The sequence below is a fragment of the Sinorhizobium alkalisoli genome (assembly GCF_008932245.1).
GTDB classification, from domain to species: Bacteria; Pseudomonadota; Alphaproteobacteria; order Rhizobiales; family Rhizobiaceae; genus Sinorhizobium; species Sinorhizobium alkalisoli.
Window position 1 is genome coordinate 231,513 of record NZ_CP034911.1, and the last position, 15,961, is coordinate 247,473.

16 protein-coding genes are annotated in these 15,961 nt (G+C 58.5%); 14 read left to right on the plus strand and 2 right to left on the minus strand.

The genetic code is table 11. The features are described 5' to 3' along the window. Window positions 1–199 precede the first annotated feature (199 nt). Window positions 200–2,056 carry a methyl-accepting chemotaxis protein gene (locus EKH55_RS28175; protein WP_245314456.1) on the plus strand — a complete coding sequence of 619 codons (1,857 nt, stop codon included), beginning with the start codon at window positions 200–202 and terminating at the stop codon, window positions 2,054–2,056. Between the two features lie 360 nt (window positions 2,057–2,416). On the opposite strand, the gene EKH55_RS28180 is transcribed toward EKH55_RS28175, so the two are convergent. Then, window positions 2,417–3,256 carry an SDR family oxidoreductase gene (locus EKH55_RS28180; protein WP_069456841.1) on the minus strand — a complete coding sequence of 280 codons (840 nt, stop codon included), beginning with the start codon at window positions 3,254–3,256 and terminating at the stop codon, window positions 2,417–2,419. Between the two features lie 141 nt (window positions 3,257–3,397). Here EKH55_RS28180 and EKH55_RS28185 point away from each other — a divergent pair, with 141 nt between their 5' ends. From EKH55_RS28185 to EKH55_RS30410, 3 genes are all read left to right on the plus strand, one after another. Beyond that, a complete protein-coding gene (locus EKH55_RS28185) occupies window positions 3,398–3,760 on the plus strand; it encodes a winged helix-turn-helix transcriptional regulator (protein WP_069456842.1) in 363 nt (120 codons plus the stop codon). After that, complete coding sequence (locus EKH55_RS29580; protein ID WP_069456843.1) at window positions 3,747–4,121, plus strand: hypothetical protein; 375 nt, start codon at window positions 3,747–3,749, stop codon at window positions 4,119–4,121. Before EKH55_RS28185 ends, EKH55_RS29580 begins: the two co-directional genes overlap by 14 nt. A 136-nt stretch (window positions 4,122–4,257) precedes the next feature. After that, window positions 4,258–4,443 carry a hypothetical protein gene (locus tag EKH55_RS30410; protein ID WP_427915883.1) on the plus strand — a complete coding sequence of 62 codons (186 nt, stop codon included), beginning with the start codon at window positions 4,258–4,260 and terminating at the stop codon, window positions 4,441–4,443. A gap of 147 nt (window positions 4,444–4,590) precedes the next feature. On the opposite strand, the gene EKH55_RS28195 is transcribed toward EKH55_RS30410, so the two are convergent. Beyond that, complete coding sequence (locus EKH55_RS28195; RefSeq protein WP_245314458.1) at window positions 4,591–5,352, minus strand: GntR family transcriptional regulator; 762 nt, start codon at window positions 5,350–5,352, stop codon at window positions 4,591–4,593. Between the two features lie 25 nt (window positions 5,353–5,377). Between EKH55_RS28195 and EKH55_RS28200 the strand changes: the two genes are divergently transcribed. The 10 genes from EKH55_RS28200 to EKH55_RS28245 all read left to right on the plus strand — a co-directional run bounded on the left by EKH55_RS28200 (window position 5,378) and on the right by EKH55_RS28245 (window position 15,857). Then, window positions 5,378–6,382 (plus strand): Ldh family oxidoreductase, encoded by a 1,005-nt coding sequence (locus EKH55_RS28200; protein ID WP_069456845.1) that lies wholly within the window; start codon window positions 5,378–5,380, stop codon window positions 6,380–6,382. A gap of 14 nt (window positions 6,383–6,396) precedes the next feature. After that, window positions 6,397–7,647: an iron-containing alcohol dehydrogenase gene (locus tag EKH55_RS28205; RefSeq protein ID WP_069456846.1), complete on the plus strand. Its 1,251-nt coding sequence runs from the start codon at window positions 6,397–6,399 to the stop codon at window positions 7,645–7,647. Window positions 7,648–7,649: 2 nt separating this feature from the next. Then, window positions 7,650–9,122, plus strand: coding sequence for an NAD-dependent succinate-semialdehyde dehydrogenase (locus tag EKH55_RS28210; protein ID WP_069456847.1), 1,473 nt, complete (start codon window positions 7,650–7,652; stop codon window positions 9,120–9,122). 50 nt (window positions 9,123–9,172) lie between these two features. After that, the gene (locus tag EKH55_RS28215) at window positions 9,173–9,985 is read left to right on the plus strand and encodes a 2-keto-4-pentenoate hydratase (protein ID WP_069456848.1); all 813 of its coding nucleotides are present in this window, start codon (window positions 9,173–9,175) and stop codon (window positions 9,983–9,985) included. 56 nt (window positions 9,986–10,041) lie between these two features. After that, window positions 10,042–11,202 carry a M24 family metallopeptidase gene (locus tag EKH55_RS28220; protein ID WP_069456849.1) on the plus strand — a complete coding sequence of 387 codons (1,161 nt, stop codon included), beginning with the start codon at window positions 10,042–10,044 and terminating at the stop codon, window positions 11,200–11,202. 130 nt (window positions 11,203–11,332) lie between these two features. Further along, complete coding sequence (locus EKH55_RS28225) at window positions 11,333–12,580, plus strand: ABC transporter substrate-binding protein (protein ID WP_069456850.1); 1,248 nt, start codon at window positions 11,333–11,335, stop codon at window positions 12,578–12,580. Window positions 12,581–12,637: 57 nt separating this feature from the next. Continuing rightward, entirely contained in the window at window positions 12,638–13,492 is an 855-nt protein-coding gene (locus tag EKH55_RS28230) for a branched-chain amino acid ABC transporter permease (RefSeq protein WP_083265208.1), read from the plus strand. A 3-nt stretch (window positions 13,493–13,495) separates the two neighbouring features. Beyond that, the gene (locus tag EKH55_RS28235; protein WP_069456851.1) at window positions 13,496–14,362 is read left to right on the plus strand and encodes a branched-chain amino acid ABC transporter permease; all 867 of its coding nucleotides are present in this window, start codon (window positions 13,496–13,498) and stop codon (window positions 14,360–14,362) included. Continuing rightward, the gene (locus EKH55_RS28240; protein ID WP_069456852.1) at window positions 14,362–15,129 is read left to right on the plus strand and encodes an ABC transporter ATP-binding protein; all 768 of its coding nucleotides are present in this window, start codon (window positions 14,362–14,364) and stop codon (window positions 15,127–15,129) included. The genes EKH55_RS28235 and EKH55_RS28240 overlap by 1 nt, the downstream gene beginning before the upstream one ends. Beyond that, entirely contained in the window at window positions 15,126–15,857 is a 732-nt protein-coding gene (locus EKH55_RS28245) for an ABC transporter ATP-binding protein (protein ID WP_083265209.1), read from the plus strand. The genes EKH55_RS28240 and EKH55_RS28245 overlap by 4 nt, the downstream gene beginning before the upstream one ends. Window positions 15,858–15,961: the final 104 nt, after the last annotated feature.

The following is a 15,961-nucleotide window of genomic DNA, read 5'->3' on the forward strand; positions in this document are numbered from 1 at the left end:
AGCCCGAAAGCGCTTCCCTTGCCTCCCAAGGCACCTTTGGCTGCCGTCGCACAGGTCCCGACGGCAGCCTCATTTTTTTAAGCGATTGCAACTCTGAGGAGGGGTCGTGAAACACGTTCCGATCGTTGGCAAATTTTTCGTCATCATTGCACTCTTTGGATCGATAGCGGTCGCGCTCACGCTCTATCAGAGCAAGCGGATGTTCGAGGTGAGCACAAGGTATAGCGACCTGCTCAACAAGGATGCTGCAGCCACTCTTTACCTGACGCAGGCGAACCGAAGCCTGGAGGCCGCGCGGTCGAGCATCAGCGATATGATGATGACGCGGGCGAAGGAGGCGAGGGCGAAACCTGAGGCCGCTCTGAAGGATGCGCAGACGAATTTTTTGAAATCGATGGATCAAGCGATCGCTGCTGCACCCGGGAGTACCGAACTTTCGCAGCTGAAATCGGACGGATTCTCGCTGCTAAACGATGCATGTGGCGCCGCAATCGCCGTTGGGCGCGGGGCGGCAAGCGAAGCCGAACTTGCCACGGTCCAGCAGCTGTTCCTGAGCTTGTGCCAGCCGGCATTTGCGGCGATATCGCCGCGCTTCATCGCCGTTGCAAACCAGATGGCGATGGCGTCCGAGCAGAAGCGGATTGACGTTACCCAGACCGCCAGGACGACGTCGGTCTGGACGCTTGGCGCAACCGCGTTCGCTCTGCTCTTCGTCTCCGCATTCGGGTTCCTGGCGGTCCGCTCCTGGCTGGTGAAGCCAATCGGGGCAATAGCCGAGACGATGAAAGTGATTGCCAGCGGAGACATGGCTGCAACGGTTCGTGGGGCCGACCGGCGCGATGAGATTGGCGCGATGGCCCGGGCCGTGCAGGTCTTCAGGGATAATGAACTGCGGGCGCGCGAGCTCGAGGAGAGCGTCGAGGCCAGTCGAAATACGGCTGAGAAGGATCGTGCTCGCTCGGCTGAAGCGGAGCGTATCCGGGCTCAAACGCTCGCTGCGACGACCGCTGAACTGGCCGAGGCATTGCAGCAGCTGGCAAATCGCAATCTTGCCTTCAGGCTGGAGAACCCGTTTGCCGAGGATTTCGAGACGCTGCGGTCCGACTTCAATGCAGCGGTTGGCCAGCTTTCCGGCAGTTTGCACGCGGTTTCGTCCGCGACGGGATCGATTGACGCAGGAGCCCACGAGCTGGCGCAGAGCGCGCAGGATCTTTTCAGGCGCACCGAGCAACAGGCGGCCACGCTAGAGCAAACCGCAGCGGCGCTTGATCAGATCACGCAAAATGTCGTCGGATCCTCTAAGCGCACCGACGAGGCGCGTGAGCTGGCGGTCGAGGCAAATAGATCAGCGCGGCGATCCGCCGAAGTCGTCCGCAAGGCAGTGTCGGCGATGCAGCGGATTGAGCAATCGTCCGCTGAGATAACAAATATCGTTTCCGTCATCGACGAGATTGCGTTTCAGACCAATCTATTGGCGCTGAACGCCGGCGTGGAAGCGGCGCGATCAGGAGAGGCCGGCAAGGGGTTTGCCGTTGTCGCCCAGGAGGTTCGTGAACTTGCCCAACGGTCCGCCTTGGCGGCTAAAGACATCAAGGACCTCATACACAATTCTGCGCTCGAGGTCACCGATGGTGTGCAATTGGTTCGCGACACCGGCGAGGTCCTCGAACTAATCGAAAGTCAAATCCTGCGGATCAACAGCCAGCTGGACGCGGTGGCAGCGGCGGCCAACGATCAGTCGGTGGCGCTTGCCGAGGTGAACCGGGCCGTCAACCAGATGGATGATGTGACACAGCAAAATGCTGCCATGGCGGAGGAATCCACCGCCGCCAGTGTTGCACTGGCCAACGAGGTAAGGCGCCTTCGCGGTATCGTTTCGGGCTTCCAACTAGAAAATAAGAGGAGCGCTTCGCTTGCAAATGAAGGGATGACGGACCCGGACGGGGCGCCAAGGGTCTCACCGGCTCGGCGCATGCTTGCGGTGGTTGCAAACGCTCTCGCCGTCGATAGCAAAACTGCCGACGCCCCGGACGAAGTGATTGCACCGGGGCAATAATTCCGGTGCGGTCACTATTGATGCAGCTCTTACGAATCAGATTCTGGGACTGCGAGTATTGACTAACGAAGAACTTGAATAGCTCCTGCTCGACTGGAGTTCCGCACGATTTGTCGAGTGGCAAAACGGGAGGATGACGCTCCGACAAGGTGAGGCACCTGCTGGGTCCGAAGACAGCATCCATGAGATCCTCTTGTATGCCGGCGTAAAACCCCTCTGGCGGGTGTCTCCCGCAGCGCAAGCAAGCTTCGCCACGACAAACGTTGGGCGCGGAACACTTCCAGTGAGACTGGTGTCGATTAAGTACTTCCGTTCTCTTGCTCTTCAGATGCCATAGCCGCGACTACACTAGCTGCCGGATCAGGCCATAAGGAGGGTGATGTTGTCCTGGACGTAGGTTTCGAGGCTGCGTGCCGGCCTTCCGGTCAGCACCTCGACGTCAGCGGTGACGAGGGCAGTCCAGCCCTCACGGACCGGATAGAAAATCGATGCGAGGAACGAGGCGTAATCGGCCGGTACGCCTACGCCGGTCAGAATGCCGATGAATGTTTCGTCGTTGAGGGGATTGTAGGCGACGTCTTTCCCGATTGCCGCCGAAATGAGCTTGGCCGCCTCGGCGTAGCCGAGAGCTTCGGGGCCTGTCAGGTTGAAGGCTCTGTTGTCGAACTTCTCGGTTGTTAGGGCCGCTGCTGCGCTTTCGGCGATGTCGCGCGCATCGATGAAGCTGGACTTCCCGTCTGCAGCCGGAACGGCGATCTCGCCGTGGTCGATGCCGGCCTTCCAGAATGTGTGGAAGTTGTCGGCAAACCAGTTCGGACGCAGGATGACGTAGGGAACGCCGGTTTTTTCGAGTGCGATCTCAACCTGCCGGTAAGGGATACTGTCATCGGCATCGACGCCGAGTACGCTCTGAAAAACGACTTTGACGTTGGCGGCGGCGGCGGCCGCGATCACCGGCAACAGCAGGCCCTTGGAATCGACGTATCCGGTCGGCAGCATGACGTAGGCGGCATCGACGTCGGCGAAGGCTGGTGCGATGGTCGCCGGGTTGGCGAAATCGAACACGACGCCTTCAGCGCCCTCCACTGACTTGCCAGAACGCGAAGCGGCGCGGACTGCGTAACCCTTGGCCTGGAGTACCTTGACGAGGGGCGTGCCGACATTCCCGGTTGCGCCGAGAACGAGAATCTTGCCTTTCATTAACAATCTCCTTAGTATCTATTGGAAACCTTGTTTCTGATAGATAGATACAGTCCGATTGCACTGAAAGAAAGAGGGCACTTTCGGGTCACGTGGTTACTTCAAGGAAACCGTTGAAACGAAAGCAAAGGAAAAACAAAGATGAAGCACGCCTATAATGTTTTTGAAGACCGGTGTCCGACGCGGCTCGTTCTTGACCGGCTGGCGGATAAATGGGCGCTTCTAATCCTTGACCGGCTGGAAGGCGAGCCGGTACGCTTCAACCATCTCAGGCGGGATATAAAGGGCATTTCCCAGAAAGTGCTCTCCCAGACGCTGAAGAAGCTGGAACGTGACGGCCTGATCTCAAGGGCGATTTTTCCGACGGTACCGGTGACGGTGGAATATACGCTGACGTCTCTTGGGCGGACACTGACAGAAACCGTTTCGGCGCTGGCACATTGGGCGGAGCACAATATGGATGCCGTGCTGGCTGCCCAGCAGGCCTATGATGCCCGTGCATAACGCCGGGCTTTTGCTTCAGCCTTTGCATTTTACTCCCGCAGGCTTCGGCGCTTGGGATACCGATTTTGCCCATGTGATGAAGGCCGAGATCGGCGCGACCCAGGTATGGGCCGATTTCAACGTGTGCCTCGCAGCTGACATGCTGAAGAAGCTGCTGCAATGGCGTTCCAGATCAACAACGAAGTCATTCCTCCGGATCTGCCCGCTTCGCTGGCGATGGCAGTATGGTTCCTGCAGGCGCTACTGTGGGCATTGCGCCCTGGAACGAGTCATCGTCGTTGTCTTGGCGCTTGCGGTGCCGCTGGCTTGCGGCGATACTGCTGTTCTCAAATTTCGGGGTAGCGCCCCGTCCCTGGCCTAGTCATCAGGGCGATGTCGCTGATCCGGCGGTGCGGCGGGTGAGCTTCACCCGTTCAACGAAGATCGGTCACCCGGTTGCTGCGGTTCAGACGGCAACTTTCGGCGCAATCACGAAATCGGGCCACATCCGCATGTCGATGGAGCGGATAATTGTCCACAAGAAGATTGTCGATGGCGTGGTCGAGAAGCTGGTGGCAAAGACGGAGACGCTGCCTGCGGCGATCCCCTCAAGGACCGTCCTTCCTTGCAGATCGAAAGCGGTATGTGCCACAGAAGCGGTCCTACCGTTCAGGAGGAGGCAAAGACACCACTCGGCAGTATAAGGTCACCTGACATCGGCTGTTTCGGCGGACGGGGGGCAGGGTGTTGGGCGCGTCACCCGGCACAGATCCCACGCCCGGCCTTAGGAATGGTATGAAAATTAAGGCTCTATATTGTCGGCACTCTATAGCCTCCAGCAGAGGCTGAGCTCAGCCTTGGGCATCAGTAAAGAACTTCATGAATCGCTTGCGGGAGCGCTCGATATGATCTCTCATCGCCGCCTCGGCCCCTTTAGGATTCCTGTCTTTGATTGCGGCTAGAATCCGCGCATGCTCCTTGTTTGCATCGGAAGTCGCCCGCGTGTGAAAATAGAGGCGGAAAAGATGCACGTGGGTGTGAAGACGTGCCAGCGCCTCGTGAATGAGTCCGTTTCCGCTGCCGACAGCAATTGCATCATGAAAGGCGCCGTCGCTTTGCGCGAAGCGGCTGTAGGCAGAACGCGCATCCTCGTTGCGGATTTGACGCATATCCGAATCGATGGCTTCGAGCGATGTGATGGCCTCGGCAGACATAAGCTTCGCCGCCTGGGCTGCCGCAAATGGCTCCACCAGCATGCGAAGGTCGTAAAGCTGCTCCAACCCCGACAGATCCATCTGCGGCGCTGCGCTGTATCCGATGAGGTGCGTCTTTACCACCAGCCCCTGAGCTTCAAGCCGTGAAAGCGCTTCGCGGATGGGTGTTTGCGAGACGCCGAGTTCCCGCACCAGATTGTCGACGGCAATTCGACCACCAGGCGGGATCTTCAGTGACATGAGCTGTGAGTAGATGGCCCCATAGACCTCATCGCCGAGCCGGGTGGGGCGCCGTAGCAATCCTGTGTCGCCGTTCTTCAGCTCACCATTTCGATTCGTCATTTTTAAAATTCCTTCTTGACGCAGCAATTTCTTATCAACATAGTTCGGAAAATGCAATCAGATATCCGATCGGATTTGATCTATGATTACGGTTTCCGTGGATAATATTCGCGAAGTTGCCGGGCTGGCCCTCCACCGCGCCAGCGTACCGGAAGAGCACGCATCAGAGCAGCTTGATCTCTTGTTGGAAGCCGATTTGAGGGGAGTACCCTCCCACGGGCTGTTGCGCCTCAGTCGCATCATTCGCCGGATTGAGAACGGCGTTACGGACCCGCACGCCCGGGGCGAGCATAGATGGCGCAAGGAGGCGTTTCTCGCCGTCGACGGTCAGCGCGGTCTTGGGCCGGTCGTCGCGAACCGGGCGATTACTTCGTTGATTGAGCGTGCGAAGGTCACCGGCATTGCCGTCGCTGCCATCCGCAATTCTAATCACATAGGGATGCTCGGCTGGTACGCAGAGCGTGTCGCAGAGCACGGTTTATCGATCATTGCACTGTCAACGAGCGAGGCGCTTGTTCATCCCTGGGGCGGGCGCAAGGCCATGATCGGGACCAATCCGATAGCAATAGGCGTGCCGACGGGTGGTGCTCCCTTCATGATGGATACGGCGACGAGTGTTGTTTCGATGGGCGAGATTCACGATCACGCCAACCGGCGCCAGCCAATCCCCCCTCATTGGGCGCTGGATGAAAACGGAAATCCCACCACAGACGCGGCCGCCGCGAAGAAGGGGGCAATTGCTCCCTTTGGTCAAGCAAAAGGATACGCCTTGGGCCTCGGCTTTGAGCTGCTTGTGACAAGCCTGGCCGGAGCCGCGATCGGACGAGACGTCACGGGAACGCTCGACGATACGACGGTGTGCAACAAGGGAGACCTATTCATTGTCATCGACGGTCCGCAACGGGACCTGCAGGCCTATCTCGAGGCACTCCGCGCGTTGGAGCCAGCAGATGGCTTTCCGGCCGTCGTGATCCCTGGAGAGCGCGGGCGAGCCTGTCGCGACCAGCGCCTGAAGGAGGGCGTGCCGCTTGCTGAGGAAGTCTGGCAACAAATTCAAGTTCTAGCCGGCCTTGGTGCTGCTGAATGAAACAGGAGGTTTTATTGACTCTATTTGGAGCCCTGCGCACCCCGCGCAATCTCGTTTTCGGGGCCGGCCAACGCGCCGCCCTACCGGGCTATGCCGCAAAGCTCGGTCGTCGTGCGCTAGTCGTCACGGACGCTCGCTTGAGCAACGAGGCAGATTTTCGCAAGATGGTGGGCGGTCTGGCGTCGTCAGGTGTGGCAGTGCGCGTTTTCGACGGCACCATTGCGGAACTCCCGCTTGAGTGCATCGCTCAGGGTGTGGAAGCCGGCCGCAAATTTGGTGCAGACCTCGTCATCGGCATCGGCGGCGGCAGCTGCCTGGACGCTGCCAAGGTTTGTGCACTGCTTCTCGCACACAAGGGTAAGCCCAGCGACTATTATGGCGAGTTCAAGGTCGCCGGTCCCATATTGCCGCTGATTCTTCTGCCAACCACCTCCGGGACCGGCTCTGAGGTAACGCCGGTGGCAGTCATCACAGATCCCGATCGAGCTGTGAAAGTCGGAATTGCAAGTCCGGAACTGATTTGCCACACGGCGATCTGCGATCCTGAACTGACGTACTCCTGTCCGCCCAGCCTCACCGCAGTTTCCGGTGCCGACGCGCTCACACATGCAATCGAGGCCTACACGACCATTCGTCGCACACCGACCGACACGATCGTGCATGATCATGTCTTCCTGGGCAAAAACGCCCTGAGCGATGCCTATGCCCTGCTGGCCATATCCCACATCTCTTGCAGCATTAAACGTGCTTATGATCATGGCGACGATCACACAGCGCGCGAACGCCTGATGCTGGGGGCGACGACAGCAGGTCTTGCTTTCGGGACGGCCGGGACTGCAGCGGCTCACGCCGTCCAGTATCCGATTGGAGCCATGACCCACACGGCCCACGGCGCGGGCGTCGCTGTCATGATGCCCTACGTAATGGAGCTCAATCGCAATTTTTGCGAGCCGGAACTGGTCGAGATTGGCAAGGCCATGGGACTTGATCTTGAGGGCCGATCCTCGTTCGACGCTGCCAGCGAGACGATAGATGCGGTTGCAGCACTCTTCGCGTCGATTGGAATCCCGAAGTCGATTGCCGACTTGGGAATCGTGGAGGCTCAGTTGCCGCAAGTTGCCGAACAGGCGATGGGCAGTGCCAGACTGATCAAGAACAATCCGCGCCCTCTCGATCCGACAGTCATGACCAGTCTGGTCGGCGCTGCCTTCACGGGTGATCGAATTGGACTGAGGAACGATGTAAAAGCATGGAAGGTAAATTGACAATGACGCAAACAATGACGTCCCAGATCAGCTTTGACCTCAAACAAGTCCCTACTGACCTCTATATTGCTGGAAAGTGGCGCCCTGGAGCCTCGGCTAGGCGCATCGACGTTCTTGACCCGTCTACCGGTCTTGTCATCTCAGACGTTGCCGACGCAACGATCGAAGATGCTCTAGACGCTGTTCAGGCGGCGTACGATGCGGGGCCGGCCTGGGCGGCGACAGCACCGCGGAAAAGATCAGAGATTCTGCGCCGATGCTTTGAGCTGATGGTCGAGCGAAAGGACATGTTGGCGGAGTTGATCAGCCTCGAAAACGGCAAGGCATTGAGTGACGCCCACGGTGAAGTGACCTACGCCGCCGAGTTCTTTCGCTGGTTCTCGGAAGAAGCAGTTCGCCTGAACGGCGAAATCTCGACCGCCCCCTCAGGGGCGAACAAGATCGTGGTTCAACATCAACCGATTGGCGTTGCAGTCCTGGTGACACCCTGGAACTTTCCCGCAGCGATGGCTACACGCAAAATCGCACCGGCCCTTGCCGCCGGCTGCACCTGCGTGCTGAAACCGGCGACAGAGACGCCGTTGACCGCCTATGCGCTTGCCGCACTGTATGCTGAGGCGGGGGTGCCGGATGGTGTTGTCAATGTGATCACGACTGAACGGTCAGGCGCCGTGGTCAGCAAAATGTTGCATGATCCGCGTGTCCGCAAATTGTCATTTACCGGTTCTACTGAAGTCGGTCGAAAGCTTCTGCACGAGGCGGCCGACACAATCATCTCCTGCTCAATGGAACTTGGTGGCAATGCACCATTCATAGTTTTCGATGACGCTGACCTGGATGCCGCCATCGAGGGCGCGATGGTTGCTAAGATGCGCAATGGCGGCGAAGCCTGCACAGCTGCTAACCGCTTCTATGTGCAAACGGGTATCGTCGAAGCTTTCTCGCAAAAGCTTACGGAACGCATGGCGGCACTGACGGTCGGAGCAGGCTACTCCAAATCCACCCAGTGCGGTCCGGTCATCAATAGGAAGGCACTCGATCGAATTGGTGGCCTGGTGACCGACGCGACCGAGCGCGGGGGGAAGGTGCTCACGGGAGGTACTGCCCTTGATCAAGACGGCTTTTACTTCCCACCCACGGTTATTCGCGATGTCCCAGCTGATGCGGCGATTGCCAACGAGGAAATCTTTGGGCCGATCGCCGCCTTGAGCACCTTCGAAAGCGAAGATGAGGTTATCGCTGCGGCCAACAACACCGAATACGGCCTGATCGCCTACGTCTTCACGCGTGATCTGGGCCGCGGCCTCCGCGTTGCGGAAAGGCTTGAGGCTGGAATGATAGGTCTCAACCGTGGCCTGGCATCAGATCCAGCCGCACCGTTCGGCGGCGTAAAGCAAAGCGGACTTGGGCGAGAAGGAGCTCATCATGGCATCCTGGAATTTTGCGAGACCAAGTACATTGCTGTGACCTGGTAACAGCTTGAGAAACTCCTGATCCGGGAACAACAAACAAAAACGAGGTAAAGATGTCGCTGACAAATCCTATCAGATCTGAAATCGCCGACGAGGTGTTCCGAACGCGTGGTGTGTTGACAGAAGTCGTGCCCTTTTCACAGCGGCACCCTGATTTCGAGCTGACGGACTCCTATTGGGTGGTGGAGGAAATGCGTCGGAGGCGAGAAGCAAATGGGGAGAAGATTATCGGTCGGAAGATCGGCTTCACAAACTCAGCCGCTTGGGCAGGCTACGGCATCACTGGGCCGCTCTGGAATTATCTCTACGATACGACGACGTTTCAGCTGAGCGAGACGAGCACCCTTGAGGTTCGCAATTGGCCGAATGTCCGTATGGAGGCGGAGGTTGCGCTGGGTCTCAAGGCTGCGCCCAATACTCAGATGAACGAAGAAGAGCTGCTGGACTGCGTGGAGTGGGTGGCACTTGATTTCGAGGTCTGCACGTCAATCTTTCCGGACTGGCAATTCAAGGTCGCCGACGGCGCAGCCACTGGTGTCCATGTTGCTTTGCTTCTTGGCGAGCGACACCCGATTGCTGGCGACCACGGGAAGTGGGCAGCGCAACTTGAGAGTTTTACTGCCACGTTGTCCAGCGACGAGGGTTTGTCCGCGACCGGAGGGGGAGCTCAAGTGCTTGGGGGCCCGATCAAGGCCTTTCGCTACCTGGTGCGTGAGCTGGAGCGCTTTGGTGGCCAGCCGTTGGCTTCCGGCGACATCGTCACCACCGGTACATTAACGGTCGCCCTGCCTGCCCAATCTGGCCAGCGATGGAAGGCGACGACGTCCGGGATCGCATTCGAGGAGATCAGCCTGGATCTTGTCTAGCAGGCGCAACCGCCCGCCTGATGAAACAACCGGAAATCAAGAAAGGAGATGAGGGGATGACCTATTTTTCAAGATCCGAAATGACACGCAGAAGCGAGGCGCTGCGGCAGAAACTCGCTGCCGCAAACATCGACTTCGCGTTCATGCATACGGCTGACAGCGTCTTTTACATGAGCGGTGTCCCGCTGCTTTCGGAGTGGGGCCGACCCATGTGGGCGATACTGCCCGTATCCGGCACCAGCGCCGTTTGCGGGGCAGCGCTCGAACAAGAGACCATGGAAGCTCACAGCGTTTTCGACGAGGTTCTCGCTTATGGGGATGACGAGAATGTCGTCCATACCAGCCTCAGGATGTGCGCCGATTTCATTGCCCGACAGAGTTCAGGCACAGTTCGCATCGGGATCGAGGAAGCGCTCATGCCGGTCGGCATCCATCGCGCTCTGACAGCCAGGTTCTCACAGGCGGAATTTGTTGAGATCAGCCCACTGATTGAGGACCTGCGTCTCATCAAATCCGATGAAGAGGTCCGTCTTCTCGAACTCGGCGGCCAGTTGGCAAAAATTGGCGCAAATGCGTTTCTTGAAGCTCTTCACGAGAACGTCACCGAGCTTGCGGTGGCAGCGCACGCAGTCGCTGAGACGAACAAGGCAATGGGAGCATTGTCCATCAATGGTCTCACGAGCACCTATGCCTACGCCCAGTTTGGCGATCACACACTCACGCCGCATCTGCATCCGACCAGTCGGCGGCTGAAACGTGGCGATCTGGTTGCACTGAACATCTTCCCCGTGATGTGGGGCTACTGCACCGAACTTGAACGCACGTTTGTGTTCGGTGAGCCGACGCAGGCTCAGAAGAAGCCGCTCGACGCGGTGAATGAAGCCTTCGATGCCATCAAGCTGGCGCTTCAGCCGGGCGTCACCATGTCAGACATGGCGCTTATGGAACGCGAGATTTTCCGAAAGGTCGACCTTGCCGACTACGTGCGCCACGGAACCGGACATGCGCTCGGTATCATGATCGGTGCTGGCGGACGCGAAGAGCGTGGAGAGTTGCGGGTCTACAATTCCGGAAAGCTCATGGCCAACATGGTCAATTCGGTCGAGCCTGCGGTCTACATACCGGGTGTCGGCGGCTTCCGACATTCTGATGTGATGCTCATCACCGAAGATGGTGCCAGGAACACTACCGACTTTCCGCGTGACATCGGTTTTTGAGATGTGGTGAGCGCGGCGCGAGGAGGAATCGCGCGCCAGCTAAGAGCAAAGAAGGAGGCAAGATGACGCCGCCCAAGGCGTCCACAGCAGTACATCCAATCAGCATAAACTCAACAGAGGGAACTCAAAAATGAAAAAAGCACAGATTCAATCCAGCGGCTGGGCGACATCTTCGCGCCGTCTCTTCCTGGCAGCCTGCGTCAGCGCAGCATCCCTTGCCGCTTTGCTGGGTCCGAGCCCAGCGGCGGCCGACGACAGCGAGATCGTTTTGGGAGCATTGATGCCACTTTCTGGCGCAGGCGGTCCATTCGGTCAGGAAATGCTCGCTTCGGCGAAAGTTGCACTCGAGGAGATCAACGCGGCCGGCGGACCCTTGGGTCGTAAGATCAGACTTGTTGAGGAGAACGACGAGACCAATGCTGAGGCTGGCGTTCGCGCTGCGCGCAAGCTCGTTGACGTCGACAAGGTGAGCGCAATCTTCGGAACCTGGGCAAGCAGCGTCACGCTTGCCGTTGCACCCATTGTCCAAGAGAAGGGCTTGATCCTGCTGTCCAATTCGGGTGCGAGCCGCATCACGGAAGTCCAGAAGAAGGGACATGTGTTCCGGCTTGAACCGGACGACCTGCTGTTCGGAAAGGCTTACGCCGAATACGCCGCCCAGCAAGGCTGGAAAAAGGCAGCGGTCCTCGGCTTGAACGTACCCTTCACCCAGAGCACAGTTGACGCTCTGAAGCAGCGCTTCGAAGAGCGCGGCGGCAAGATCACGAGCTTCGTCACGTATAACGAGGAGCAAACGACTTTCACCACGGAAGTTGCGCGCGTCCTGTCTGACCAGCCCGACTTCGTCCACATCTCTGGCTACGAACCAGACACGATCGCGATCCTGAAGGCTGCTTACCAGTCAGGCTTGACCACCCGCTTTATCGTCCCGGGCTTTTCTGTCAGTGCCGACTTGATCAAGAATGCCGGTCCTGCAGCGGACGGCCTGCTTCTGGTCGAAGAGGGCGTTTCCGAGGACTCGCCCGCCTATCAGCGGCTCGCGAAACAGCTAGGCTCTGATCGCTACTACTCCTTCGGCGCGCAGGCCTATGACGAAATGGTCATTCTTGCGCTTGCGATCGAAGCGGCAAAGTCGACAGACGGCAAGGCGCTTGACAAGGCGATCCGTGAGATCACCGGCACTGGCGGCACCAAGGTCACGTCGTTTGCTGAAGGGGTGGCAGCGCTGCGAAAGGGCGAGCGCATCGACTACGACGGCGCGTCGGGACCGCTCGACTTCGATGCCAACGGCAACATTGCAAAGGCGAACTTCCGCGTTTCCAAGGTCAAGGACGGCAAGACCGCTCCTGTCGGGAAGATCAGCGAAGTGCAGTTTTAATCGCACCGATCAAGGCGCCGCATTGGTGCGGCGCCTTCAGCCGAAGGTAACGCCACGATGGAATTCAAGATCTACCTCATCTCGGCGCTCGTGATGGCTGCGATATGGAGTCTGCCAGCGGCAGCCATTTCGCTCATCTACGGTGTGCTGCGCTATCCCAATTTTGCAATCCCCGAGTTCATGACGCTCGGTGCCTATCTCACGCTTCTTCTCTGCGGTTTCTCATTGCCGCTGTGGGCGGCTGGGCTTCTGGCGGCGGTCGTTACAGGCCTTATTGCGCTTGCGGTCGACCAGACGGCTTTCCGCTTCGTGCGGAAGGCTGGAATTCTCCCGCCGGTGCTGCTTTCCTTGGGGCTGATGCTGGTCCTGCAAAATTTGGTTCGTTTCGGATGGGGCAACGGAAACCTGCAGTTCCCGATCCTGCCGATGCGACCGTTCATCATTGCCGGCTTCATCATCACGCCGGTGCAAGCAGCAATCATCGGGCTGGTCATCGTCATTCTTGCAGGGGTTTTCCTGGGCCTGCGCTACACCGAGTTTGGTCGCGCGGTACGAGCAACGTCGACCAATCCCGAGCTTGCCATCGTAACAGGTGTCCAGCCTGAACGGGTTTATGGCGCCGTCTTGTTTGCAGCCGGCTTCCTCGCTGCCGTCGGCGGAATTGTGCTGGCGACCGAGACCTCTCTTAATCCGCTTCTTGGCTGGCGCGTTCTGATACCACTTTTCGCAGTCGCGATCCTGGGCGGTCTTGGAAGCGTTGTCGGTGCAGCACTTGCCGCGGTACTGGTGGGCCTGACGTCAGAGTTCAGCCTCTTCATCCTGCCATCGAGCTATAAAACCGCGCTGGCATTTCTCGTACTTACCCTCGTCTTGCTGGTTCGCCCAAGCGGCCTTGTGAAATCCAGGAGCTAAGCCATGATCGACTATCTCATCGCGATCCTGATTTTTGCGGGCATCTACGGATTTGTGGCCCTCGGTCTCAACATCCAATGGGGCTTGACCGGGCTTATCAATCTGGGTCAGGTCGCATTCTTCGCAGTTGGCGCTTACACGTTTGCCCTTCTTTCGAAAGCGGGCGTTCCCTTTCTGCTGGCGGTCGGAGTGGCGACGGCCTTGAGCGGTGTCTTCGGTGCTGCCGTTGCAATGTTTACACCGCGTCTGCGCGAGGATTATCTCGCCATTGTAACACTCGGTTTCAGCGAGTTCGTCAGGTTGGTCCTGCTGAATGAGAAATGGCTGGCTGGGGGACCTGACGGGGTTGCAGGCGTACCGCGTCCCGCATCATTCCCCGGACTTGGATCGGAGACTTCCTTTCTGGTCGTCACGGCACTCGCGCTTGCGTTCGCCTTCTGGTTCACCCGGCGTATCGAGCGTTACCCGATCGGGCGGACGCTCAAGGCGATCCGGGAAGACGAAGGCGTTGTCACGTCCGTCGGCAAGGTTGCACTGGCATACAAGACAAAAGCATTCCTGTTGGGCGCAGCTTTGGCTGGCTTGGGTGGTGCGTTTTTTGCCAGCTACCTCAGCTACATCTCGCCGGATATGTTTGGTCCGAACGTGAGCATTTACGTCCTTGCGGCCGTCTTGATTGGCGCCCAGGGCTCGAGCGTGGCAACTCTCCTGAGCACGGCTCTGGTTGCTGCGCTTCTTGAAGGGACGCGCCTGCTCAAGGACTACATCACATTTGTCGATGGTGTGGAATTGGCGGCCCTGCGCCTGATGGTGCTCGGACTTGCACTGATCGCGATCGTAATGGTTCGCTACCGCCCGGGGAGGGCATGATGAAACAGATACTCGAGATCAAGGACGTCAGCCGGCGTTTTGGAGGCCTGCAGGCCGTCAACAAATGCCGGTTCTCCGTCCGCGCCGGCAGCATAACCGGGCTCGTCGGGCCGAACGGAGCTGGAAAGTCCACCCTTTTCAGCTTGGTCAGTGGCTTCGTTCGCCCCGACAGCGGCGAGGTCCTGTTCGATGGGAACCACATCGAAAAGCTGAGCGCGCACGATATCGCCCGGCTCGGCCTTCGCCGCACGTTTCAGATTCCGCGCGAACTCAAACAGATGACCGTGCTTGAGAACCTCCTGCTGGTGCCCGAGGGGCAGTTCGGCGACCAGGTGCGGTCGGTCCTCTTGCCCGGCAAGCGCGTTCGCGACGAAGAAAGGATCAACCTGCAGAAGGCGCAGGGGGTCTTGGAAATGGTCGGCTTGGGTGAAAAGGCTCAACACCCGGCAGCCCTACTTTCGGGTGGTCAGAAAAAGCTTCTTGAACTTGCCCGCTGCCTGATGGCTGACCCAAAGCTGTTGTTGCTCGACGAGCCTACCGCCGGAGTCAATCCGACCCTCATACGACATCTGATGGCGGTTCTCAGGCGCATCCATGCCTCTGGTGTGACGCTGTTGATCATCGAGCACAACATGACGGTCATCATGGAACTGTGCGAGCGGGTGATCGTCATGGACAGGGGGCAGGTAATTGCCGCAGGCACGCCTGTTGAGATTCAATCGAACAAGGAAGTGCTGGACGCCTATCTTGGAGGGGTGAGCGCATGAACAAGAAGATCATTTTAACAGCCGAGTCCCTTGTCGCCGGTTACGGCGAGATGCAGATCTTGCATGGAGTGAGCCTAGAGTTGGCCGCAGGTGAGATCGTCACCATTATCGGTCCGAATGGTTGCGGTAAGTCAACTTTATTGAAGACACTTGCGGGCCTGTTGAGGCCCAAAGCGGGAACCATCAAGCTGAAGGGGATCGATATCACCCTTGCTCCGACGCGTGATCGTTTGCGCTCCGGTCTGGGATATGTGCCTCAGGTGCGCAACGTATTCGCCACGATGAGCGTCGAAGAAAACCTGCGTATGGGTCTTTTTGCCGTCCCGGGTTCGGTCAAGGAGCGGCAAGCGGTGGTGCGTGAAATTCTGCCCAACCTGGCCGATTACTGGACAGCGACCGCTGGCAAGCTAAGCGGCGGCCAGCAGCAGGTCGTGGCGCTCGGCAGGGCGCTCATGGCTGGACCCTCGGTCTTGCTGCTTGACGAACCAAGCGCTGGCCTGTCGCCCAAGGCGACAGACGAAGTATTCCAGCACATACGCGAGATAAGTCATCGACAAGGCGTCGGCGTGCTGCTGGTTGAGCAGAATGCTCATAAGGCGCTGGAGATTTCCGATCGCTGCTACATTCTTGCAGAGGGAAAAAACCAGATTGATGGGAGCGCCGAGAGCATCATGAACAATCCCGTCGTCGGAAAGATCTATCTTGGCGCCCACGCTGAAGCAGTTTGAAGGACGGTCAGGTGCGGCCGCAGCCGCCAGCTTCTGAAGTTTTCGACTTTGTCGAGAAAGCGGAAGCAGCGCGATCCGCCGACTGCTCAAGCGGCTGCTAACGG